Origin of the sequence: Symmachiella macrocystis (assembly GCF_007860075.1) — a bacterium.
Classification (GTDB): Bacteria; Planctomycetota; Planctomycetia; order Planctomycetales; family Planctomycetaceae; genus Symmachiella; species Symmachiella macrocystis.
On sequence record NZ_SJPP01000001.1, the window covers coordinates 4,470,887 to 4,492,695 of the forward strand.

Here is a 21,809-nt window from a genome sequence, read left to right on the forward strand (position 1 = left end):
ACTCCACAGGCAGGAAAGTGGGGGAGTGAATTTTAGGTGGGATGGACCTCGAAAATCGGCTTCGCAACCGATCCGCCAAGACCCATAACTGATTATCCTGTTTCCCGAGGTTCATGGCAAGGGAAAAGCGGTGGCATGCGGCGGCACAGCCGCTTTGTGCGAGCTTCCGCTCAAGATGCGGGGTGTCGCTCCCGTTGGTCGCTGGGGCTGGTGGGTGGGGGGGTTCTCAAGAGCTTGCACGCCCTCGATTAATCATCGCAAGGCAATTAAAAGATTACGCTTCCGCAACGGCCCGCATTTTATCCAAGCCTGTTCTTGCCACTTCCAGTGGATCCTGCTGCCACAGTTCCTCGTTGAACAATTCCAACGACAACCAACTGTCATAGCCGATTTGTTTGAGCAGCGTGATCAATCGTTGTAGATCTACGCTCCCTTCGCCTGGATAGACGCGGTCGCGGTCGGCTAGTTGTTCGCGCGCTGGCTGGGCTGGGGCGTCGTTGAAGTGGCAGATGGCGATTTGTGTGGGGGTAAGTTGCGCAATGCTTTCCATCGAACCGCCGCCGCGGAAGATGTGAAAGGGGTCGAGCACAATCGTGCCGTCGGGATGCTCGGCGTGGGTGATAATTTCCAGCGCGTCTTCGATGCTGTTGATATCCTCGACGAAGCCCAAAAATTCCATCGCCGGTTTGATGCCGATTTCGTGGCCGATTTCTAATAGCTCACGATAGTTCTTCGCCCCCAGCGCACGATCAGCGGTTTCCCGCGGCGGTCCGGCAATGATGTAAGCCGCGCCGACCGCTTCGGCTTGTTCCATCTTCCATTTACAGGCGTCCATGTTCGCTGTGTGTTCGTCTCCTGCCGACTCGAACCAGCCTTTCATGTGAATCGTCGTCGGCACACGGAGGCCTCGTTCGTCGAGGGCGACGACAATGTCGTGCAGTCGGCCCCCTTGGGTGAGATGGGCTTCGATATCGTCATGCCACAATTCAATCCCCGCATAACCCGCCTCCCCAGCAATGCGGATTTTTTCCAATAACGGCACCGGCCGAATTGTGCTACTGTTGAGTGCGTATTTGAAATCCGACATGATCGACATCCGTCATTTGGTGTAGAAACTGTTTTCGAACTTCCCTGAGAATATCGTGGGACCGGCGGTGAATCAAATCACCGTGCGGGCGTAAACTATCTATGAGGATCGACGTTTTGTACAGAGGTGCGGCGCAATTCCAGGATGGGCGAGTGGTCAATGAATGAATCAATGCTACGGCGTTTGAACTGGAGGCGAACACGAATTGCGGCCTTGCTGTTGCTGCCGATACTGATCGGCGGTTGTGGTGGCGATGAAGATGCGGCGAATGATTCTCGCCCGCCTTCGGTCGCGTCTCCAAATCGTCCGCCGGAGGATAACGAGAAGCGTCCCCAAGGCGCACAACAAAAAACGCCAAAGCAACCCGCCGGTTCACAACGCGTTTATCGCCCCGATGATCAGCGGCCGCAGCATGATGATGCCCGGTTGGCTGAGTTGGGGATTCATCGGTATGAATCGCAGCGCTTGATTCTCTATACCGACATCGATCCGGAATTAGCGAAACCGCTACCGGGCTTAATGGATGAAGCGTATCGGGCCTGGGAAGAGTATTTTGGTCCGTTGCCGCCGAATCGTGCGGGGAGCGATTTTCAGATGACCGGTTATCTCATGGGAGATAAGCGGTTGTTCATCGAAACCGGTTTACTCCCCGAGGATTTGCCCGATTTTCCTCACGGCCGGAATCGCGGTATCGAGTTTTGGATGAACGATCAGGAACACGATTATTATCGGAGGCATCTGTTGATCCATGAAGGGACGCATTGCTTCATGACGGCCATGCCGGGTGTGTTGGCGCCGAGTTCGTATATGGAGGGGATGGCGGAATTGTTTGGAACGCATCGCACCGATGCGCAAGGACGCACAACGTTCCGCGTCATGCCCACTGAATCGCTTGAGGTGCGGGGATGGGGGCGTCTGCAGATTATCGCCGCGGAATGCGCCGCCGGTCGCGCGCAATCCATGATGGACATTTTCAACTACGGACACAACTCGTTTCTGAAGACGGAGTCCTACGCCTGGTCGTGGGCGCTGTGTAAGTTTATGGATGCACACCCGCAATACCGAGACCGGTTCCGCGAATTGGGAGGCTATCTGCAGGGGACGCAATTCAGCAGAAAATTTCAAGAACTCTACCGAAAGGATCTGTCGGAGTTGAACCGCGAATGGGCGTTGTTCACCTCCGGTCTGAATTACGATTACGACATGGAGCGGGCGGCGATCGAATTTCCTGCAACGCAATCCTTGGCTACCGGTCGCGAAACGGTTGTGGAGATCCAAGCAAATCGCGGGTGGCAATCAAGCGGTGTCGAGGTCGAAGCGGGGGCTTCGTATGAAATCACAGCCGAGGGAAAGGTAACCTTAGCGCAAACCCCGCGGCCCTGGGAAGCGACAGCGGCGGGAATCACGATTCGGTATCATGACGGCCAGCCATTGGGAATGTTGCTGGCGGTTGTGGTGCCGAAACATGCGACCGCTGCCTTAGCGGATGGCATCGAACCTGTGGGCGCAGCTACAACGTTGCGCCCCAGCGAATCCGGTACACTGTTTTTGCGCGTGAACGATGCGTGGGGCGAGTTGTCCGACAATCGAGGGACGTATCGCGTACGCGTCACCCGACGCGCGGGCGACACTTGAGTTCACCGGTTTCGACAACTTAATGTTTCGAAGCAACCAACAAACGATTGATGACGCGATTCACTCCGTCGACCGTTTTCACGAGCGAACAGATATCGTGATTCGCTTCCTGGGATTCGATGACCCCTTGCAGACAAATGCCCTGATCGACACGTCGCACGACGAGTGATTCAATTTTCAGGCGGGGGGTCGCCATCAGTCGACGTCGGACTTCTTGTTCGACTTGATGGGCAGTCTCTTCTGGCACCGCGGTGCCGGCTTCTTGTCGCGGTGAGGGGGCTGTTGCCTCAATCGTTTGGCCCGGGAGGCGTTCTGCCAGCTTGCTCATTGTGTGGTTCCTTGTGCCACGGGAAAAATACGATCCTTCATTTCGCGGCAAAGACTAATCGCCTTCTCAATCGCAAGCTCCGGTCACCATCGCTGGAGCACGTCTTCACCGTGGTCTTGCCGTCCATCGTGCGTTCGACACTAAGAAAAATGGCGGCAAGAAAAAAGATAACGATCTCAAACCATTCTGTGTAGGTCAATAATTGGTTTTTGCCCATATCGCAGTCATTTGCTTTGAATGCTGACCATGTAGTGGGCAGACAAATGAGGGGTAAGCAATTGCCGCGCCAACCTTTGTTGTGCGCTGGCCCTGCGAGTAGATTTTGCCCCGCCGCGACGATTAACTCTGTCGTTTTCGCCCAAAAATCAACAGAGAGCCGGTGGCGAGACCTTTTAGAAATCTTTGGGAAAGGCTGTAGCCCGTCGCTTTGGCAGCGTAAGATTTACAATTCGCGGCTGCGTGCATTGTAAGCGTGACGGGCGGAGAGAGGCGTTTTAGCGGGTGGTGAGAAGCCGCATGACAGCCGTTTTGATTTCGGCGTGGATACGTGGGTCCCACTCGGCGGCGACATGCGCTTGGAAATCGAAAGCTGAGCCGTAATTGGGGGTACCATCTTTGGAGTACCCCAGTTGGGGGTCGCCCAAGTCGATAGCCTGGAGACGATTCTCCGTCCACTGGCCCCAACAAAATACGTTGTGCGTGTAGTAATGCAGGGCGTTGTTGATGTTGATCGGCAATTTTTTAGGATGCCGGTCCACCGCGCGGCCGGTGGATGAGGCATCCAGAAAAATGACCTGCTTGATCGCTAAGGGATGGTCGCTGCGGGCGATTTCGTCGGCGACTTGCCAAGCGGTGTGACCTCCCCAACTGTTGCCCACAAGGACGATGCGGCTGCGGGGAAACTGACGAATGTGCTCGTGAATCGTGTCGACAATCGACGAGGTCATTGGCGGAGGACTGGTTTGGATTTTACCGGCACGGGTGCCGTTCCAGTTGAAATACTCGCATACCAACCGCTCATCGTCCAACTGACTGCAGAGCTGAAACATACCGCTGTTGCCCTGGTTGGCGCGTGCCGTGCCGGCAATTTCAGCCGGAGTCGGGTCAGAATCCATACCCCCGATGAACACCACCAGCAATTCGGGAGTCGCCTGGTCCAGGGTCGTTTTTTCGGCAGCGTCGACGTCAATCACAGTGCTCAGCGGCATGCCGACAACCGCTATGCTCATTATCAGCAGGGGGAGCCAAGTTTTAAGAAATTGTCGCCGTGCTTTGTGTGGCATGAACACGCCAGGAAATACAGGTTGAAACGGCCATCATCAACATGACGGCGCAGCAGCGGATACAGAGACTGTATTGTCGTCGTAGAGGCGAGATGGGATCAAGACCAATGTCGATCCGGAGTGACCCAGCCATGGCGGACTGTGAAGCGGTTCTCAAATATCCAACACACTAAATCAACCGCCGCTATTCCCAGGCGTCCATGATTTCCTGGAGTTGTGAATTCTCAGCACCGGGTGCGTTGGCGGTCTCGGGCGATGGGGAGGGCTCGGGCAGGGCATTTTCTCGGGGAATTGGCGTAGCGGAGGGGACGCGCCGTACCCGCGACCAAGCTTCTTCGAGGCGTCGCCGGGAGGGGCGGTCCAGGGCGCGGTCGCGCGCCATTTCGATCAACCGCGCCAATTTGCTGTGAAACTCTTTTTTGGTAAAGCTGGTTTTGATCAGGTAGTCGGTGGCGCCTGAGTGAATGGCGGCAATGACAGTTTCACGGCTGGCGTCGCTGGAGAGGATCATCACCGGCAATTCGGCCAAGACTTCATTGCGGCGAATGGTCCGCAACGTTTTCAAACCATCCCACCCCGGCATCCGGATGTCGAGAATGATGGCATGGGGGGGATGGGCCAACGCCTTGCGGTATCCTTCTTCTCCGTCGGCTGCGACGAACACGATGTATTTTTCGCGCATGACCGAAGCCAGCATGCTGCGGAAGAGTGGGTCGTCGTCGATAATGAGTACTTTGGACCGGCGGGCCCCAATTTCATTAACCATTAGGTGATCAGCCTCAAACAACCGAAAGGACCCGGAAGATCGGCCCGCACTCCGACTGGCGCGGCGATCGGCTACTTTTGAGTAAACTGCACAATAATGGGCTGGTCGGAACCCTCAGGCTGATTCTCGGTCGCTAAATCAATGATCTCATTGATTTTTTGTAAAAGTTCCACACCGCGCTCGGAGATATCCAGCGGTGTTTCTGGATCAGTCTCGGTCGTCTCTTCGGGCGCAAGGAGCAGTGTTTCGTCAGGCGCAAGGAAATCAGTGTCCGCAAATCGGGGACCATTCATAAGGGCCACGCAGCTAGTCCTTCGTCAGTCTGTAAGTCATCTATGGTGAATTTCGCGCGATGGCACGAGAACTTGCATCAACAATTGTCAGCGCCGTCTTGCTGAGACGGTGATTGACAACGTGGTCAAGTATAGGTTGCCAATTGCAAGCATTGCCCAATCGATTGAGTTTACCTAGTTTCGATACTGCAGCCAGGGTGACTCGGTCGATGCAACCCGCACAATCGTTGCTACAGCCAGGAGCATTGTGCCGAACAAACCGGCTATTTGCTGGGCAGTTTGACGATTCCGTCCCAATCGCCCGGGGCTTGGCGGTTGTGCTGGGCGATGAGGACGTTGAGAAAGTCCTGTGCCCGGTCGCTGGGCGGGATGTCGTGCAGCGCTCGATAGGACTGTTCCCAATCCCCGGCGAGAAAATTGGTCACCGCATGTTCATACGATGCCAAATGCGCCGCGGTGAGCTCCGGAAAGGCGGCTTCAGGGGGTAACAGTTCGCTGACCGTTACAGGGGTCTGCATCCCGTAGGGTAAGACACGGGCTAATTTGCGAATGCGGCCCTCTTCGGGAGTCAACTCGTCTTGGATCCGATCAACCAAAGCTTCGTCCAACAGAATCGGGACGCGGAGTTGTTTGGTCATGCCCTCCAGCCGGCTGGCGAGGTTGACGACTGGCCCAAACACGGTGACTTTGACGTGGTTGGTCGTGCCGATTTTTCCCGCCACCGCTCTGCCGTGTGCAATGCCGATCCCCATCTGGAAATCGGCCAACGCGTGATCTTTTTTCCCAGCCGTGGCGGCAAAGGCGGCGCGAATTCCCAAAGCGGCGCGACAGGCGTCCAGTGCCGCTGAATCAGTGGCGACTGGCCAGCCCCAAAAACCCATCGCCGCATCTCCCTGGTAATCGCCGATCACCCCGCCATGTTCGGAAATATGGTGCGTCATCACGCCCAGGGCTTGGCTGACGCGATCAAGAAGATGGATCAATTCATCGCGGGCCCCTTCGGCCTGTTTGCTAAAACCGCGGAGGTCGCAAAACAACACGGTGACGTCGCATTCGCGCGGATCGAGACTTTTGGTGTCGAAACCGTCTCCCAACGACGATAAAATTCGCGGCGCGAAGAATTGTCGCAAACCCGCTTGTTGCCGTTCCAGGCGATTGACCTGCCGCACGGCGCTAATAATTTCAGCCATCAACTCGGCAAATTTAACGTCGCCCCGCAACTGCTGTTCGCTGGTATCTATTTGTCCGGCTGGATTGGCGGCACGATCAAAACGACCGGCCAGATAAAGTCCCCAACCTTGCGTAGCAGCGCCGCGGACCGGCGTGCAGAACGCCCAATCGAATTCTTGCGTGATGGTGTAATCCGCCTGATGATGCTCTTCGCTTTCCCAGACGTGTAGGATGCTTTGCTCTTTTTCCAAGACGGCCGCCCGGATCAGACGCGTGCTAGGGCGGAATTCTCCGGCGACTTCCAGACGACGCTCCCAATGTTCAATCACCGGCGGATCATCGCCCGTAATCGATACGACCGCAGCCGCTTCGGCCCCGGCAATCCCTGCCAGGAGGGTAGTTGTCAGGCGGACGAACAATTCTTCATCAGTCCGCGCCCCCCAGATCACATCGGGCAAGTGTGTTAATACCTCGATACGTCTGTCGGCATCTAGAAATTGAATCCGCCGCAAGTCGTCGCGAGAAAAGGCGACTTCTTCCACCGGCTGGGTGGGAGTCGACGGTCGTGGTGTCCGCGCATCGCTGAATAGAAACGCAGTCTGTCCCAGCACAAAATGCTCGCCGGGTTCCAACTCGCAGGACTCGACCTGTGCACCGCGATGAAAAAGTGGATTGGCTGCGACGGCGAATCTGCGGACGCGGAGAGAATCGCCGACGAGGTGCACTTCGACATGTTTCCGCGAAATGGACTTATCCCAGGGAACGGCTAAGTCGCATTGTTCGTCGCGACCGACCGCGAGCGGTTTGTCCGGTTTGATCACGACCGTCGTGCGGTTCTGGGATTCGGCGCATTCGGCCGTTAGTTCAGCCAAGTGACGAACTCCTCCCGCTGCCGGACAACGCTTCAGTTTCGATATTGCGGCCTCGTCGAGGTTGCGACGAGCCGATGCGGACCGTGCGATTGCTCACGCCGCGTAACAAGAAGTACCACAGAGCGCCGATCAGCGCAAAAAACGCCGACAGTCCGATCATGCCGTAGAACATCAATTCCGATTGGACTTTCTGCACGGGTTGAATCGCTTCGGTGTGGCGCTCCTGAGCAACGGTCCACCAGTCGGTTCCGGGGACCCGGGCAAAGGCGGCTAACCAGCGCTGTTGGTCCTCGCCGCGTTTTACGGCTTCTTGATCAAGCCGGTCCGCAGGATCGTGGTGTTGGTTTTCGATGATCACATCCATCTCGCCCGCATCTTGCGTCGGGTGGTTCGAATGCGGGTACTGTGCGAGTTTTTCACGCATTGCGAGGCTGAGTTCCAGATCCTCAATGGTGGCTGCAACCTCGTCGTTGTCAAGACCTTCAAATCGCGAGGGGGCCATCAAGGGATGATCTAAAAATTTGCCGTTGCGTCCGTCGATCATGGCGACCCGTCGCGACTCTCCCAACGTTTTCGCGGAGAGCAATTTTCCCAAGTCGATGGTGCGGGCGAGCACGCCCAGCGGTTGCGAGGTTTTTTTATCACGGACGACGACCGAGATGGCCACCATGTAGCTATTCGTCTCTTCGCTGACGAAGGGGGCGGAGATGTGAAATGTTTTCTCATCCCAATGCGTTTGTACATCTTTGACGTCCACGGTTTTGGGGAGCTGTTTGCCGCCCCAATGAAAATAATCGCGCCAATGATATTCACCGTCGATCGTATCGCCATAAGGATCACGCCACAGTTGAACGCCTTTGGCATCGGTGAGAAACCAACTGCGATCCAACAGATAGTCGATGTCGCTGTCATTGGCGACTGTGTTCCGCGACCGTGCTTTCAGCGTTCGCGGGACACTATAGCGGCGGCGGAAATTTTTAAGCAATGCTTCCAGCTGGGAACGCTTGTTCTGGGGCAATTCCCCTTCACGATAAATGGCCTCTGCCAATTCTGGATTCCTCGCTACGCTGTGCAATTGACCGATCAAGCCGACCAGTTCGCTTTCCAGCATCCGCGCGGTCGCCTTGGCCGCTAGTTTGTTGTTCTCTGAGGCCTGGAAAACCACCGCCGATTCGGAGGTGGCCACCGCTTGATCGCCGGCCTGGAATCCCAAGGGGACCAGCGCCAACAGCAGCAGCAAGGGGGCTATGATGCCCATTACGATCGCCGGACGACGGGCGCGTTGTTTGGCACGAACTTTGAATGCTTCCAAGGCGGCTTGCGCATTGGGGTAACGCCGTGCAGGATTCATTTCCAGGCAGCGATCCACGATATGCACCAAGCGTTTATCGACTCCCGCAACCCGACGATGTGCCGAGGGCCGCTCGGCGGATTGCAGCGTTCCCCGGTAAACCGCCAACCGTTCACGCAGGCTATCGGTGGCGAGAATCTTTTGTTCGACTTCGGGGGTGCGAAACGGCGGGTGTCCGCATAAACAATGGTACAACAGCGCACCGAGCGCGTAGACGTCCCAGCGTGCATCGGGCACCGCCGCCAGATCCGCTTGATCGGGCGCCATATAAAACAAAGTCCCCAGTGCCGGGTCCTGAGAGTTGGACAGTCGGGACTGACCAAAATCCGCCAAGCGAGGTTGCATGTCACCATCGAGCAGCACATTGGCCGGTTTGATGTCGCAATGCAAAATCCCGCTGCCATGGGCGTGGACCAGCGCCCGCAACACCGCTTCGGCAATACGGACCGATTCGGTCATAGGCAACGGTCCCTCCCGAAGTAGCGCTGCCAAGGATCCGTTTTCCAAATACTCCATGACGTAATAAGGAGGTTGCGCATCCCAGCCGACTTCATAAAGCCGCACAATATCGCGGCTCGTATAGAGCATGGCCAGTTTTTCGACTTCACGATTCAGCAGCGACCAATCCAGACCGCCGCGGTGCGTGTAGAATTTGATGGCGACCTGCTTGCCGGTGTTTTGCTCCCAAGCCAACCAGACAGAACCGTAGGCCCCTTCGCCCAGGCAGAGGTTGATTTTGTAACCCGGCACGTCCCCCGGCGGCCGCAATTTCCGCCGACTCAGCCGCGCGGACCGATCGGAACTCTCAGCATCCTGCCGGAGCGTATCATCGGGCGCGGTCGAGATCGGTCGGCTGGGGCTATCGGTCATGAACAAATTGACATTACTGTGGGTTTCACAAAATCGAACGCGTTGGTTGAGGATAGATCGAGCGCAGCCGGGATTCTAGCCAACAGCCTGCTATTCTAGCCAAAAGAAATACAAGTTGTCGTTATCAGAAAGAATTCCCACGCGGTCCTCAGTGAATTGTCGGTCGTCTGTGACAATGGTCAAGTGAACGAGAGTCGTTCTTTACAACGTACGACCCTCTGGTGCTCCTGGGGTGTCTTTACCGGTTGGGGCTTCTAGGATTTCGATGACGACAGATTGGATTTTATTACAAGCTATGCTGCGATCTCGGAGGCGTGACTAATTTGCAGTCATAAAAACTGTCGCATGTTGAGAAAATCGGGTAAACTACTGGTATCCAGTTATCGGCTTCTAAGAGGGACCGGAAGCGGCACACAAGTGAGGAGCAATTGTATCCATGTTGAGCTTGTTCGCGGACCAGCCCACGTTGGCACGGCGGAAGTGTTTGCAAATCGGCGGCTTGAGCCTGCTTGGTTTGACAGCGCCACAACTGCAACAACTTCGTGCAGCGACGCTCGCGCAATCGCCGACCACACAACCGCGGGCCAAATCCTGCGTGTTCATCTTTCTATTCGGCGGCCCCAGCCACATCGATATGTGGGACATGAAGCCCGAGGCTCCGACGGAAGTGCGTGGGGAATTCCAATCGATCGCCACGAATGTGCCTGACATCCGCATTGGCGAACACCTGCCGCTATTGTCGCAACAGATGGACAAATTCTGTCTGCTCCGCTCGATGACCCACAAAATGAGCGTGCACGGCCCGGCCTGTAGCGAAATCTATTCCGGCCGTCCTTACTTCGGTCCTCCCGTCACCGATCAAGCTCTCCCGGAAGACTGGCCGTCGATTGCGTCGATGGTCGCCCGCTATGGACAGTCCACAACCGGGCTTCCCGCCTCAGTGGTTCTGCCCTGGTACACACAATTTGAGGGACAAGACAAAAGGATCGCCGGACAAACCGGAGGGCGGATGGGAGAACATTGGAACCCGTTTCTCATCCGGGGAGATCCCCGAGAACAAGATTTCCAGGTCGAGGGTGTCCGCTTTCCCCAGGAGGTCACGCGTTCGCGTTTTGATCGGCGGCGAGAACTACGGCAACAACTGGCAAACTTGGCCGACCGCCGGACCGATGCCGGGGAATTGGCCGAATTGGTCGATACGAATTACGCCGGCGCGCTGCGGCTGGTCGAAACATCCCAAGCCACAAATGCGTTTTCATTGTCCGAAGAACCGACGGCGATTCGCGACCTGTACGGCCGGACGAAATTTGGGCAAAGCCTACTGCTGGCGCGTCGACTGGTCGAAAACGATATCCCGCTGGTGACCGTCAACTGGGATGATGAGACAAAATACGACAAAGTCTCACCGCATTGGGACACACATCACCAGAATTTCCCCAAGTTGAAAAACGACCTCTGTCCATTGTTCGATCACGCCTTTGCGGGATTCCTGCAGGATCTAGATCAGCGCGGGCTTTTGGAAACCACGATGGTGGTCGCGCTGGGCGAATTCGGCCGCACGCCCAAGATCGGACTGGTCACGCAAAACGGCATGACGGAAAAAACGGGGCGCGATCATTGGCCGCACGCGTTTACCGCATTGGTCGCCGGTGGCGGAGTGCGCGGGGGACAGGCTTATGGAGCGACGACCTCCAATGGCGGCTATGTCGCCGACAAACCGGTTACCCCCGCCGACCTGACCGCCACAGTATTCAAGCATCTCGGCATCGACAGTTCGCTGACCTATTACGATGAATTCCAACGCGGGCAACAGCAGTTGTGCGTGGGTCGCGCGGTTAGCGATTTGGGCTGAGAGATTGTGACGTGTTGCTGGTCAAATAGACCGCATCAAAGGGATTCGACGTGCGAGTCGCTCAGTTCCGCGAACGAACCTTCCCCGTCGACGGCCGGTGAATTCACGTCAACGTCCGAATCCTCGACGATGTCATAATCCTGGTCGCTGGTACTTTCGGCTACCAGTGGCGTTGCCACCGAATCGAGGCCCTTCATCTTTTTGACCGGCGTGGAGCTTCCATTCCCGTTCAATTTGTCGCGCCCCTCAGCTCGATTTTCTGAGCCGTCTCCGACAAAGAATTTCAGGTCGCCGATCACAACGTCGTCACCTAGGTGGATTTCCGATTCTTCAACGTTTGCGCCGTTGACCGTAACACCGTTGGTGCTGCCCAGGTCACGAATCAGCAGACGGTTTCCCGCCTGTGCAATGCAACAGTGAATGCGGGAAACTTTGCGACTCGACACCAGGATAATGTCGCAACTGGGATGCCGACCGACTAACAGGATCGCTTTATCCAGTTTGATCGGGTCTCCGTCGAGATGCGGAGTAAGACAGATTGGCATAGACCGGCTCCAACAAAATGATTCGCTCTTTTTCATCTTATCGACTGTTTGAGGCAAAGGGAATCATTTTTCGAGCAATTCGCAGCGTGGAAAGCCCGAACAAACGACGATTTTGGCTGGTTTCGGCGGGATTTAAGATGTCTGGAGGTCGAATTCCGCATGACGAAAGTATCGATTTCGCCCCAACCTACCGCTGTTTCGCAGTAGAAATCGCCGAATTGTCCCGGATCCCTCCGCCTTGATTGCCAGTCCAGTCGCAACAGCCGTATGATGTCCGGATTATGAGCCGGGGAAGTGTTGTACGAGAAAACTGTTTTTCACCCGCGCCCCGAATTTGCCGTACAGAATTGGCACAAAACGACGTTGAAACCAACCAGGAGCTGACTGATGCATTTGGCCACTTTGCGAACAAACGCCGGCGACCGCGCTGTCGCCGTGATCGAAAACCAATACGTAGACTTGCAGGCGGCCGACCCGACACTTGCGAATGACATGGTTAGCCTGTTGTCCAAACTTCCCCAGAACCTGAAAAAAATCGAAGACGCCGTCGAGCGAGCCGCGGCGGCGGGTGAGTTTGTCACGGGAGAACTTCTGGCGCCGATCCCCCGTCCCGGCAAGGTGATTTGCATTGGACTCAATTACCGCGACCACGCCGTGGAGAGCAACGCGCCGATTCCCGATGAACCAATTTGTTTCAGCAAGTTTTCCAGTTCCGTGATCGGCCCCGAAGAAACCATTGTTCTTCCGGCGGCCTGTAAGACTGTGGATTATGAGGCGGAACTGGTCATTGTCATCGGCCGCGGGGGACGGAACATTTCCCGTGCAGACGCCTTCGCTCACGTTGCCGGATACACGGTTGGCAACGACGTTTCGGCCCGCGACTGGCAAATCGGACGCCCCGGCGGCCAATGGCTGTTGGGAAAAACTCCCGACACCTTTGCCCCAATTGGACCGTACGTCGTGACGGCCGATCAGGTCGAGAACCCGCACGAACTGGCGATTTCGCTACGGCTCAACGGCGAGACGATGCAAGACTCCTCGACCAAGGAACTGATCTTCGGCGTCGACGAAATCATTGCTCATATTTCGCAACTGTTCAGTTTGGAACCGGGCGACATCATCTTCACCGGCACTCCCCCAGGAGTCGGCATGGCCCGCAAACCGCCCGTGTTTCTCAAAGATGGCGATGTCACCGAAGTCGAAATCGAAGGCCTCGGCGTCCTCAAAAACTCAGTCAAGCAACATTAACCCACAACCGACGGCTTCGCCGTCGTTTCGAGCGCCAAATTCACAACCCCAGTTCACCACAAACCCAACAACGTCACCAACCCCAAGGCCCCCAACATGCAAGCAGTGGTTCTCAACCAGTTCGGCGAACCGGCCGACGTCTTGCGGATCGAATCGCGCGACCAACCGGTCCCGGCTTCCGGACACGTCCGCGTGCGGATGCTGGCTAGCCCGATCAATCCGTCGGACTTGATGATGATCCGCGGCCAATACGGCATTCTGCCCGAACTCCCGGCGACTCCCGGATTCGAAGGGGTCGGCATCGTCGAAGCCAGTGGCGGCGGACTGCTGGGAAAATTCTTGGTCGGCAAACGGGTCGCCGTGCTCAACGGCACAACCGGCAATTGGCAACAGCAGACCACCGTCCCCGCCAAACAAGCGGTGCCCTTGGGTAAGGAATTGTCCGTCGAACAAGCTGCCATGTTTTTCGTCAATCCGGCAACCGCCTACGTCATGACCCGCCAAGTACTCAAAGTGCCGCGCGGAGCATGGCTGCTGCAAACCGCTGCCGGTTCGGCGCTGGGCAAGATGGTCATCCGTTTGGGACGCAAGTACGGCTTTCGTACGCTCAACGTCGTTCGTCGTCTAGAACAAGTCGCTGAGCTTAAGTCGCTCGGCGGCGATGCCGTGATTGCCACAAGTCCTGCAGAGTTACCCGAGGCTGTTACCGAAATCACGGGCGGACAGGGCGTGCCCTATGCCATCGATCCCGTAGGCGGCGCACTCGGCTCGGCTGTGGTGCAATCGTTGGGCAAAGGGGGACGCATGTTGGTCTTTGGCACGCTGTCTGGCGAACCACTCTCGTTTTCCCCCCGCGACATCATGACGCCCGATGCCAAGATCGCCGGGTTCTGGCTGTCGAATCACATGAACTCGCTGAATTTGATCGGCAAACTGAAGCTGGTCAAGATGGTGAAAACCTTGCTCCGCGACGGAACGCTCACAGCTGATGTGGGAGAAACGTTTCCATTAGAAAAAGTTTGCGACGCCGTGCAGGCCGCCGAACAACCGGGGCGCGCGGGAAAAGTGTTGTTGTCTATTAGTGAATGACCCCAAATCGGGACAACTGCAAATTGATTAGGGCGCTGTGATGCTCCGTGGTCGCCTTCATTCGATCAGGGGTTGCAGATATCAAGCTTAGTGGGTGGGGTGAGTTTTATTTAGCGCGCGGCTCAGCAGGAGCTTCGCCCTCCCGTGTTGCGGATTTTTTTCGTGGAAACGAAAATTGCACACGCGTGCTTATGGTGAATCGCCGGGGCGGAGCACTGCGACGATGTCTTCGAAGACTGTGTCGAAATTTAACGGCAGGGTCTTCACCAGCGGCAGATACGCCGACCGTCCGTCCGCGATGCGGAGGCGATTGCCGGAAAAGGCTTTCAGTTGTTGGATCTTTTTCGGGTCGCGATAGCAGAACACGGCATAACGATCTTCGAGGTGAATGTCGTCGATCTGCCAAAAATGCGCCATCAGTTGCAAGCCCCGCAATTCCAGGAGACGTTTGGCCTCCACTGGCATCGGGCCAAAACGGTCGATCACTTCCGCCTCGAATTCGGCCAGCTGTTGGAAGTCTTGTGTGCGTGACAACCGGCGATAGACTTCGATCTTTGCCCGCCCCGGCGGTACGTAGGATCCCGGCAGGTAAGCTGAGATCGGAAGGTCGATCGCCACGTTGGCCATTTGCCGCAAGGGTTGATTGGTCATTGTGCGGACACAATTTTCCAGCAGTTGGCAATACAGCTCGTAGCCCACGCTGGCGATGTGCCCGCTCTGTTCGTTGCCCAGGATATTCCCCGAGCCGCGAATCTCTAGATCGCGCATGGCGATTTTGAAGCCGGCTCCGAGTTCGCTGAATTCTTCAATCGCCTTGAGGCGTTTCGCCGCAGTGCTGGAGAGCGAGCGGCCTTCTTCGAGAACCAAATAACAATAGGCTCGATTCTTATAACGGCCGACGCGACCGCGCAGTTGGTGCAAATCGGCGAGACCATAATTGTCCGCTTGATGGATGAAGATCGTATTCGCGTTGGGAATATCCAATCCGCTTTCGATGATCGTCGTCGCCACCAGCACGTCGGTGTCGCGGCGGACGAACGATAGCATCGCCGGTTCGAGTTCCCCTTCCTTCATCTGCCCATGCACGATGCCGATGCGCGCTTCGGGGACCAGCGATTGAATTTGATCGGCGATACTTTGAATATTGTAGACGCGATTGTGTACGAAATAAATTTGCCCGCCGCGGTTCATCTCGCGGATGATTGCCTGCCGGATCAGTTCGCCGTCAAAGCGGCAAATGCGGGTTTCCACCGCTTGGCGGTCTCGGGGTGGGGTCTCGAGGTTCGAGATGTCCCGAATGCCGACTAACGACATGTGGAGCGTTCGCGGAATGGGGGTCGCACTCATTGTGAGCACATCGACTTCCAGACGCAGTCGCTTGAGCATCTCCTTGGCAGCGACGCCGAAGCGTTGTTCTTCGTCGATGATCAGCAGGCCCAGATCGTTGAACTCGATGTCCTTTTGCACCAGCCGGTGCGTCCCGATCACCAAATCGACCCCGCCCGATTTTAGCTTCGCCAACGTCTCACGTTGTTCGCGTTTGGTTTTGAAACGCGAAAGTACGTCGACGTTAAACGGATACTCCGCCATGCGTTCGCTGAAGGTGCGGAAGTGCTGTTCGGCCAGCACCGTGGTGGGGACAAGCACGGCGACTTGTTTTCCGGAGTCGACCGCCTTAAAGGCGGCGCGGATCGCCATCTCCGTTTTGCCGTAACCAACATCGCCACAAATGAGCCGGTCCATCGGCTGCGCGCCTTGCATGTCACCGCGAATCGACTCCATGGTCGTCAACTGATCGGGCGTTTCGGTATAGGGAAACGAGGCTTCAAATTCGTGCTGCCATTGGCTGTCAGCCGGAAACGTGTGTCCCGATTTTGTCTTCCGCGCCGCTTGCAGTTGGATCATATCGGCCGCCAAGTCACGGACCGCTTCTTCGACCGCCTGTTTTTTACGTTCCCAACTCTTGGACCCTAACCGGGAGAGAACCGGCGCCGCCTTGGCCCCGCCGACATATTTTTGCACCAGGTGAATCAGCGAGACCGGCACGTAGACCCGTGTCTTGCTGTGGAATTCTAATTCCAGATGCTCTTCTTTTTGGTCCCCTTTCTCTAACAACTTGATCCCGCGAAACCGGGCGATCCCTTTGGAGAGATGGACGACCAAATCCCCTTCGCTCAATTCCAGGAAACTATCGATCGCCCGGGATTCAACAGCCGCCTTTTTGTTCACCGCCCGACGCACTTCCTTACGGTGGAACAATTCGTGATCGCTGACAACAATCACTCGCTCCGAAACCATGCGAAACCCAGCCGTCAACCGCCCCACACATAGGGAAATTCGCGAAGCGGCCGGTATCTTGCTTTCGGCAATCAACTCGCTCAGCCGTTCGCGTTCCCCTTCGTTGTGGCAAGCGATCACCGCTTGTTCGTCGCTGGCGAGCAATGTGCCCAATTCCTCAATCGCTTCACCCGCACGACCATTGAAGCGTTCCACCGACTCGATCCGCAAATGACAAGTCGCCTCGAAGCTGTCTCCCGCTAAGGCGGAGATTGTTACCGTGGGATGCTGCATGCAGCGGGCTAACGTTGCATCCACTTGATAAAAGCCGCGCGGGTCATCCAGCCGCTCCAAATAGTGCTTGCCTTCGCTGACCAGTTCTCCCGGCTCGACGAGCGCGATCCAAGGTTGCGGCGGAATAAACTCCAGAAAATGTTCGCCCGCCAAGCGGTCACCGTTTGAGTCATCGTCGGGTCCCGGGGGAGCAACGAGTGTAATGGCGGCTTCGCTGAGGTCCTCTAATTTGCGCTGCGTCTCGACATCGAACGTACGGATCGATTCCAGCTCATCGCCAAAAAATTCCAGCCGCAGCGGGTTTTCAGCATCAGGAGAGAAGATATCGACAATCCCCCCATGCATGCTAAATTCCCCCGGCATTTCGATGCCGGTGACATGCTCCAAACCGAGATCGACCAGGTCCCGCACCAATTCTTCGGGATCGATTTCGTCACCAGCCGAGAAGGTCCGTGTACCACGTATTAATTCATCGTGACTGGGGACCGGCTGTAAGAGAGCCGGGATGCTGGTGACAATAATTTTCGGCGGGACGGAGGATGTCAGGGCGCGCAGTACGCGGAGGCGGGCTCCGAAGGTTACGTCGGTGATGCGGTGATCCTTGGGGAGCGAATCCCACGCGGGAAACAGAACGGGGTCGAATCCGCACAGCCCTGCGACATCGTCAGCAAAATCATCGACCTCACTAATCCGAGGCAGCACGACCAGCAGCGTGCCGGGCGCCTTATCGGCCAATGCGGCTGTGGTCAGCGCGCAGGCTGAGCCCCAGGCTCCGTCGATCGTCCCGCTATCGCCCCGCTGGAGCGCCGCAAGCACCTCGCCGAACCCGTCGGACCACAACAACAGCGGCACCAAGTCACCCAAATGCCGCACTGGAGCACGCGTTTTCTTAGGCATACTTTTAACAGTGGCAAATTGTAGCGGGCGAGTGAAATTTGGCCAATGACTTTTTTAGTGGGCAGTAGAGAGTAGGCAGTAGGGCGGGCCGCGGAGTTTGGGTTATGGCCAGCTAATGGACTTATGTCGCGAATTCCTTCACGCCTCATGCCTTCCTAGTCGCTCGTTGACAAACGGCCGGTGGCGTTCATAATGGGGCGTGCTCGTGGCCGTTTGCGAACGGATTGTTGGGCGACGTGTCCTATGAGAGGTCTTGGGGATTAGTGTAATTGGTAACACGAGTGACTCTGACTCACTTATTCTGGGTTCAAGTCCCAGGTCCCCAACTCGATTTTGATTTCAGAAAGCACCGTTGAGGCGGTTTGGGCGTGGAAGAACTCCGCCTGGCGCTGGTTTCTGCGGAATCCTCGCTAGGCTTGACCACTAGACGGCTTGCGACGCGCGGGTCCCTTGCCAAATGGACTGTGAAACGCTGTAATATCAGCGTCGGCGGGGAATGACCCACGGAAATCACTGTGTCCCCACGTTGCGCCGGTGTGGTGCCGCAGTCAGTTACATGCATTAAACTGTTACACTCAGGAAAGTTACGTCAAAATGGGTTGTGTCGAACGTGATCGGGAAATGAAACGCCGCCGCAAACGTCGTGAAAAATTGCAGAAACTTCGCAAAGTCTATGCCAAAGCGGCTAGTGATGGTGAAAAGGCCGAATTGCTGGCCAAAGCACGGAAAATCAGCCCGTTGTTCTCATTTGATGAGTAGCCGCGATTCGCCATCGCAGACGTCCTTGATTGATAATGAGCAAACAGCGATGAATACTCTTCCAGCGGTTGAGCCCTCTCAACCGCTGTTTGTCGTTGCACACGCACTGAAAATTAAAGGTCGCGGCCTCGCCCTGATTGGGTTTACCGCCGACCAGCATGGTCTCTTTGCTAAGGGCCAACTGCTTGAATTGATTCGCCCTGATGGTTCGGATCGCCTTGTCCGCGTGCTCGGAGCCGAATATCCCCCGTCGGTCGAACTGCCCGATCCGCCTCCCGAGACCCCGCGTTACGGTCTGCTGGTCGGCCCCAAAATCGGCATCTCGCACGTCCCGCCGGGAACCGAAGTCCGATTCGCTGCCGGACAAGAACCGGCAAAGCGGATGCAATTCGCCCTGCCGGACACTGATTAGCACCAAAGCCACGACCCTTTGTGCTGAGTCAGGCCATAACACATTGGATACAGCGTTGGGTGCCACTGGCTTTGCCAGTGCAAGTTCAATTGGCTGAACTACCTAAAAACACTGGCAAAGCCAGTCCCACCCAAATTTTAGGCACGACAAGCTGTCAGCCGCGCAGTTCCTCTTTCGAGGATTCCAGTGAGCGATTACACTCCCGCCCTGAAATACATGGGGCGGTTGAGGGGACGGTGTCTGTCTCGCCGCGCGACTGAATTGTATTTTTTCGACTCTTCTGCAAATCCTGTCCTGTGTACCGTTGCGGCTCAGCTGGAGCTTCGCCCTCCCGTGCTATCGTATTTGCATTGAAACGACTTATAGAGAAACCGGCATGGATGCCTCGTCTGCTCAAATTCGCCAACGCCTAATTCTTATCGCTGCAATTATTATCGGCGGTATTGTGATCACGGTGCGGAGCGAGCGTTCTAGCAGCGACTTGCGGGGATTTCATGCCGTCTGGGCAGCGAATTGGCAACAGCCATCGGTGGAGAATCGCCCCGACCCTGAAGACCCCTATGCCCCTTCATTCTACGTGCTATTCGCTCCGCTGGGCGCGCTGCCGTTGTGGGGGGCGGCGCTGGTGATTTATTTGATCAATATCGGCTGCGCTTGGGGCATTCTTCGGCTGACGATCGGGTTGTTGAATCTCCCGCCGCCGGAATACGCGCAACTGTGGATCCCGGTGGTCGGCGTTGCGCCGTTTTTTCTGGGGACGTTAACGCTGGGTCAAAACACCCTGATCTTGATGTGTTTGGTGCTGGGGGCCTATACGTTTGCGCGGCAGGGACGTGAGTTTCGTGGCGGTTGCCTGATCGGGTTGGCGACGGCGGTGAAGGTGTATCCGGTCCTGTTTTTGGTGCCGTTTGCATTGCGGTTGCGGTTGAAGGTGTGCGCCGGTTTTCTCGTGACGATTGTCTTGGTAACGGGCGGGCTGGGGACGTTGTTTTTGGGCTATGAAACCAACGTGGGGTGGTACCACAGTTGGGGACGGTATGTGACACGTGCGGATCAGGATCGGCTCGAAGATCCGGCGTTTCCGCGGTCGATGCGCTGTACCGCGCGGTACAACAACCAAGCTGTGCATGCCGTCTTAGCACGGGTGATGATGGATGTGCCGGCCAAGTGGTATGGCGAACGGTTTCAAGTGAACCTTCTGAAGTGTGATGCGGCAACGTGGCGACGGACGCGGACCGGGGCGACGCTGTTATTTGCCGGTCTGGGAATCGCCGCACTGTGTGGCTTGCGTCTCAACCGACGACGGCAATGGCCGCGCCTGCTGCCTGTGGCAGAGACCGAGGTCGGCCTTTCCCGCGATGCCCGGGAATTGGGAATGGTCTGCAGTTGGTTTTTTCTGACGAGTCCCATGGTTTGGACGCACTATTTGCTTTGGGCATTTTTCCCGTTGGCGTGCATTGTGCGGCAACGACCGAATCGTCCGCGGATGGCGATTTTTGTCTTGGGTGCGTGGTTCGCGGCGGAGTGTTTGATCGGCAGCAAATTCAGCCGGGCGATCGGAGTGAATTTGTGGGCAGGGTTGTTGCTGTTCAGCTGGTTTGCCGTGCCGGCCTTACACGCAATGACGATGCGTGTCGTGAATTTTCAACGTAGCCGTGATGACGGGCCGATTCCATTGTCCACGCGATCTCGTAACAATACCAAACGCCGCGCGGCATAGGTATTGGCCTGCAGGGGCCTGTTCTACACGTCCGCCATGCGGATCAATCGTCGTCGTCGCCACCCTCGTCGTTGTCAAAATCCTCGGCGACTTTGTGTTTGATGAGCGTGACTTCATTGCCGCATTCGTTGTACGTGACTTCGTCCATGATTGTCCGCATCAACACAATGCCGCGGCCGCGGAATTGTTCTTGTTCGACGATGTCGCCGGCATCAAGCAGTTGCGCGAAGTCGAAACCGGGGCCTTCGTCGCGGATAACAAACGTAGCTTTTTCGCGGGAGATCTCCGCACGGACGTAGATTTTTCGATCACAATACGGTTGAGTAAAACTACGGGCCTGCGCGAGTTCGGCGTATTTTCGCCGGTCAACTTCCGTCACCGTGCCACCAACTTCTAGATTGCCGTGGAAGTATGCATTGTTGAGCGCCTCTTCGATCGCCACACCGACGCGTAGTCGTTCGGACTGATCGCCCAACGGTAAACATCGCAGCAGTTGTTGGAAGTAACCGGCCAACAAGCGGATTTGCGCCAGGTCGTTTCGTAATACGAACACGGAATCGCTTTGGGCCAGATAATGCATCAATCGGGAATGCACACGGTCTTCGCGGGCAGCGGTTAATAAATGATGCACGGTTTCGCGGAGGTCTTCAGCCAGTCGGCTTTTGGGAACGTAGCTCGAAGCGCCCTGTTTGAGAACTTGGGCGGCGATTTGTTCGCTCCCTTTGCCGGTCATCAGCACGACCGGAATCAACGGGTGGTCGTCTTTGATCGACGCGATCAGTTCCAAACCGGTCATTCCCGGCATGACCAAGTCGGTGACCACAATGTCCGGCAGATCCGCAGCGATGCTACTGAGAGCTTCACCGCCATCTTTGGCATACAGAATATCCCAGCCTTCAATTTTGCCCAACAGTCCCCCCGCTAACCGTCGATCCATTTCCGAGTCGTCGACGACGAGGACTTTTGTTGAGACAGCCGTGGACATGCCGCTTGCCTCCTACTCCAAGGTGTGTGTGCAACACGTGCTGACGTGCTGCTGATGTTGGGTTCGACCTATAGCA

At 56.4% G+C, this 21,809-nt stretch carries 17 protein-coding genes and 1 tRNA gene; 8 read left to right on the forward strand and 10 right to left on the reverse strand.

Annotated features, from left to right (window positions below; all coding sequences use genetic code 11):
• Positions 1-274 precede the first annotated feature (274 nt).
• Positions 275-1,087 (reverse strand): sugar phosphate isomerase/epimerase family protein, encoded by an 813-nt coding sequence (locus CA54_RS17420; RefSeq protein ID WP_146372081.1) that lies wholly within the window; start codon positions 1,085-1,087, stop codon positions 275-277.
• A gap of 159 nt (positions 1,088-1,246) precedes the next feature.
• Here CA54_RS17420 and CA54_RS17425 point away from each other — a divergent pair, with 159 nt between their 5' ends.
• The gene (locus CA54_RS17425) at positions 1,247-2,722 is read left to right on the forward strand and encodes a hypothetical protein (protein WP_146372082.1); all 1,476 of its coding nucleotides are present in this window, start codon (positions 1,247-1,249) and stop codon (positions 2,720-2,722) included.
• Between the two features lie 19 nt (positions 2,723-2,741).
• Here CA54_RS17425 and CA54_RS17430 read toward each other — a convergent pair whose 3' ends face one another.
• The 6 genes from CA54_RS17430 to CA54_RS17455 form a co-directional block, all read right to left on the reverse strand.
• Positions 2,742-3,050: a BON domain-containing protein gene (locus CA54_RS17430; protein WP_146372083.1), complete on the reverse strand. Its 309-nt coding sequence runs from the start codon at positions 3,048-3,050 to the stop codon at positions 2,742-2,744.
• Positions 3,051-3,544: 494 nt separating this feature from the next.
• Positions 3,545-4,333 carry an alpha/beta fold hydrolase gene (locus CA54_RS17435; protein ID WP_146372084.1) on the reverse strand — a complete coding sequence of 263 codons (789 nt, stop codon included), beginning with the start codon at positions 4,331-4,333 and terminating at the stop codon, positions 3,545-3,547.
• Positions 4,334-4,517: 184 nt separating this feature from the next.
• Entirely contained in the window at positions 4,518-5,099 is a 582-nt protein-coding gene (locus CA54_RS17440) for a response regulator (RefSeq protein ID WP_146372085.1), read from the reverse strand.
• A 71-nt stretch (positions 5,100-5,170) separates the two neighbouring features.
• Positions 5,171-5,401: a hypothetical protein gene (locus CA54_RS17445; RefSeq protein WP_146372086.1), complete on the reverse strand. Its 231-nt coding sequence runs from the start codon at positions 5,399-5,401 to the stop codon at positions 5,171-5,173.
• Positions 5,402-5,655: 254 nt separating this feature from the next.
• Positions 5,656-7,434 carry an adenylate/guanylate cyclase domain-containing protein gene (locus tag CA54_RS17450; RefSeq protein ID WP_231963096.1) on the reverse strand — a complete coding sequence of 593 codons (1,779 nt, stop codon included), beginning with the start codon at positions 7,432-7,434 and terminating at the stop codon, positions 5,656-5,658.
• The gene (locus CA54_RS17455) at positions 7,427-9,655 is read right to left on the reverse strand and encodes a serine/threonine protein kinase (protein WP_146372087.1); all 2,229 of its coding nucleotides are present in this window, start codon (positions 9,653-9,655) and stop codon (positions 7,427-7,429) included. The genes CA54_RS17450 and CA54_RS17455 overlap by 8 nt, the downstream gene beginning before the upstream one ends.
• A gap of 436 nt (positions 9,656-10,091) precedes the next feature.
• Between CA54_RS17455 and CA54_RS17460 the strand changes: the two genes are divergently transcribed.
• Positions 10,092-11,507 (forward strand): DUF1501 domain-containing protein, encoded by a 1,416-nt coding sequence (locus CA54_RS17460; RefSeq protein ID WP_146372088.1) that lies wholly within the window; start codon positions 10,092-10,094, stop codon positions 11,505-11,507.
• Positions 11,508-11,542: 35 nt separating this feature from the next.
• On the opposite strand, the gene CA54_RS17465 is transcribed toward CA54_RS17460, so the two are convergent.
• Positions 11,543-12,052 (reverse strand): FHA domain-containing protein, encoded by a 510-nt coding sequence (locus CA54_RS17465; RefSeq protein ID WP_197532530.1) that lies wholly within the window; start codon positions 12,050-12,052, stop codon positions 11,543-11,545.
• A gap of 387 nt (positions 12,053-12,439) precedes the next feature.
• Here CA54_RS17465 and CA54_RS17470 point away from each other — a divergent pair, with 387 nt between their 5' ends.
• Positions 12,440-13,300 carry a fumarylacetoacetate hydrolase family protein gene (locus tag CA54_RS17470; RefSeq protein WP_146372090.1) on the forward strand — a complete coding sequence of 287 codons (861 nt, stop codon included), beginning with the start codon at positions 12,440-12,442 and terminating at the stop codon, positions 13,298-13,300.
• Positions 13,301-13,396: 96 nt separating this feature from the next.
• Complete coding sequence (locus CA54_RS17475) at positions 13,397-14,389, forward strand: zinc-dependent alcohol dehydrogenase family protein (RefSeq protein ID WP_146372091.1); 993 nt, start codon at positions 13,397-13,399, stop codon at positions 14,387-14,389.
• A gap of 189 nt (positions 14,390-14,578) precedes the next feature.
• On the opposite strand, the gene mfd is transcribed toward CA54_RS17475, so the two are convergent.
• Positions 14,579-17,857, reverse strand: a complete 3,279-nt coding sequence (mfd, locus tag CA54_RS17480; protein WP_146372092.1) for a transcription-repair coupling factor — start codon at positions 17,855-17,857, stop codon at positions 14,579-14,581.
• A 254-nt stretch (positions 17,858-18,111) separates the two neighbouring features.
• On the opposite strand from mfd, the gene CA54_RS17485 reads away from it, so the two are divergent.
• From CA54_RS17485 to CA54_RS17495, 4 genes are all read left to right on the forward strand, one after another.
• Positions 18,112-18,183: transfer RNA gene (locus CA54_RS17485), tRNA-Gln, on the forward strand.
• 268 nt (positions 18,184-18,451) lie between these two features.
• Positions 18,452-18,616, forward strand: coding sequence for a DUF6800 family protein (locus tag CA54_RS29440; RefSeq protein WP_197532531.1), 165 nt, complete (start codon positions 18,452-18,454; stop codon positions 18,614-18,616).
• Positions 18,617-18,665: 49 nt separating this feature from the next.
• Positions 18,666-19,028 carry a hypothetical protein gene (locus CA54_RS17490; RefSeq protein WP_146372093.1) on the forward strand — a complete coding sequence of 121 codons (363 nt, stop codon included), beginning with the start codon at positions 18,666-18,668 and terminating at the stop codon, positions 19,026-19,028.
• A 376-nt stretch (positions 19,029-19,404) separates the two neighbouring features.
• Positions 19,405-20,748, forward strand: a complete 1,344-nt coding sequence (locus CA54_RS17495) for a glycosyltransferase family 87 protein (protein WP_146372094.1) — start codon at positions 19,405-19,407, stop codon at positions 20,746-20,748.
• 43 nt (positions 20,749-20,791) lie between these two features.
• Here CA54_RS17495 and CA54_RS17500 read toward each other — a convergent pair whose 3' ends face one another.
• Positions 20,792-21,733 (reverse strand): ATP-binding response regulator, encoded by a 942-nt coding sequence (locus tag CA54_RS17500; RefSeq protein ID WP_146372095.1) that lies wholly within the window; start codon positions 21,731-21,733, stop codon positions 20,792-20,794.
• Positions 21,734-21,809 lie beyond the last annotated feature (76 nt).

What these genes read in the sequence shown, in the direction of transcription:
- CA54_RS17420 (WP_146372081.1), bottom strand. Translation starts at nt 1,087, where the DNA reads ATGTCGGATTTCAAATACGCACTCAACAGTAGCACAATTCGGCCGGTG.
- CA54_RS17425 (WP_146372082.1), top strand. Translation starts at nt 1,247, where the DNA reads ATGAATGAATCAATGCTACGGCGTTTGAACTGGAGGCGAACACGAATT.
- CA54_RS17430 (WP_146372083.1), bottom strand. Translation starts at nt 3,050, where the DNA reads ATGAGCAAGCTGGCAGAACGCCTCCCGGGCCAAACGATTGAGGCAACA.
- CA54_RS17435 (WP_146372084.1), bottom strand. Translation starts at nt 4,333, where the DNA reads ATGCCACACAAAGCACGGCGACAATTTCTTAAAACTTGGCTCCCCCTG.
- CA54_RS17440 (WP_146372085.1), bottom strand. Translation starts at nt 5,099, where the DNA reads ATGGTTAATGAAATTGGGGCCCGCCGGTCCAAAGTACTCATTATCGAC.
- CA54_RS17455 (WP_146372087.1), bottom strand. Translation starts at nt 9,655, where the DNA reads ATGACCGATAGCCCCAGCCGACCGATCTCGACCGCGCCCGATGATACG.
- CA54_RS17460 (WP_146372088.1), top strand. Translation starts at nt 10,092, where the DNA reads ATGTTGAGCTTGTTCGCGGACCAGCCCACGTTGGCACGGCGGAAGTGT.
- CA54_RS17465 (WP_197532530.1), bottom strand. Translation starts at nt 12,052, where the DNA reads ATGCCAATCTGTCTTACTCCGCATCTCGACGGAGACCCGATCAAACTG.
- CA54_RS17470 (WP_146372090.1), top strand. Translation starts at nt 12,440, where the DNA reads ATGCATTTGGCCACTTTGCGAACAAACGCCGGCGACCGCGCTGTCGCC.
- CA54_RS17475 (WP_146372091.1), top strand. Translation starts at nt 13,397, where the DNA reads ATGCAAGCAGTGGTTCTCAACCAGTTCGGCGAACCGGCCGACGTCTTG.
- mfd (WP_146372092.1), bottom strand. Translation starts at nt 17,857, where the DNA reads ATGCCTAAGAAAACGCGTGCTCCAGTGCGGCATTTGGGTGACTTGGTG.
- CA54_RS29440 (WP_197532531.1), top strand. Translation starts at nt 18,452, where the DNA reads ATGGGTTGTGTCGAACGTGATCGGGAAATGAAACGCCGCCGCAAACGT.
- CA54_RS17490 (WP_146372093.1), top strand. Translation starts at nt 18,666, where the DNA reads ATGAATACTCTTCCAGCGGTTGAGCCCTCTCAACCGCTGTTTGTCGTT.
- CA54_RS17495 (WP_146372094.1), top strand. Translation starts at nt 19,405, where the DNA reads ATGGATGCCTCGTCTGCTCAAATTCGCCAACGCCTAATTCTTATCGCT.
- CA54_RS17500 (WP_146372095.1), bottom strand. Translation starts at nt 21,733, where the DNA reads ATGTCCACGGCTGTCTCAACAAAAGTCCTCGTCGTCGACGACTCGGAA.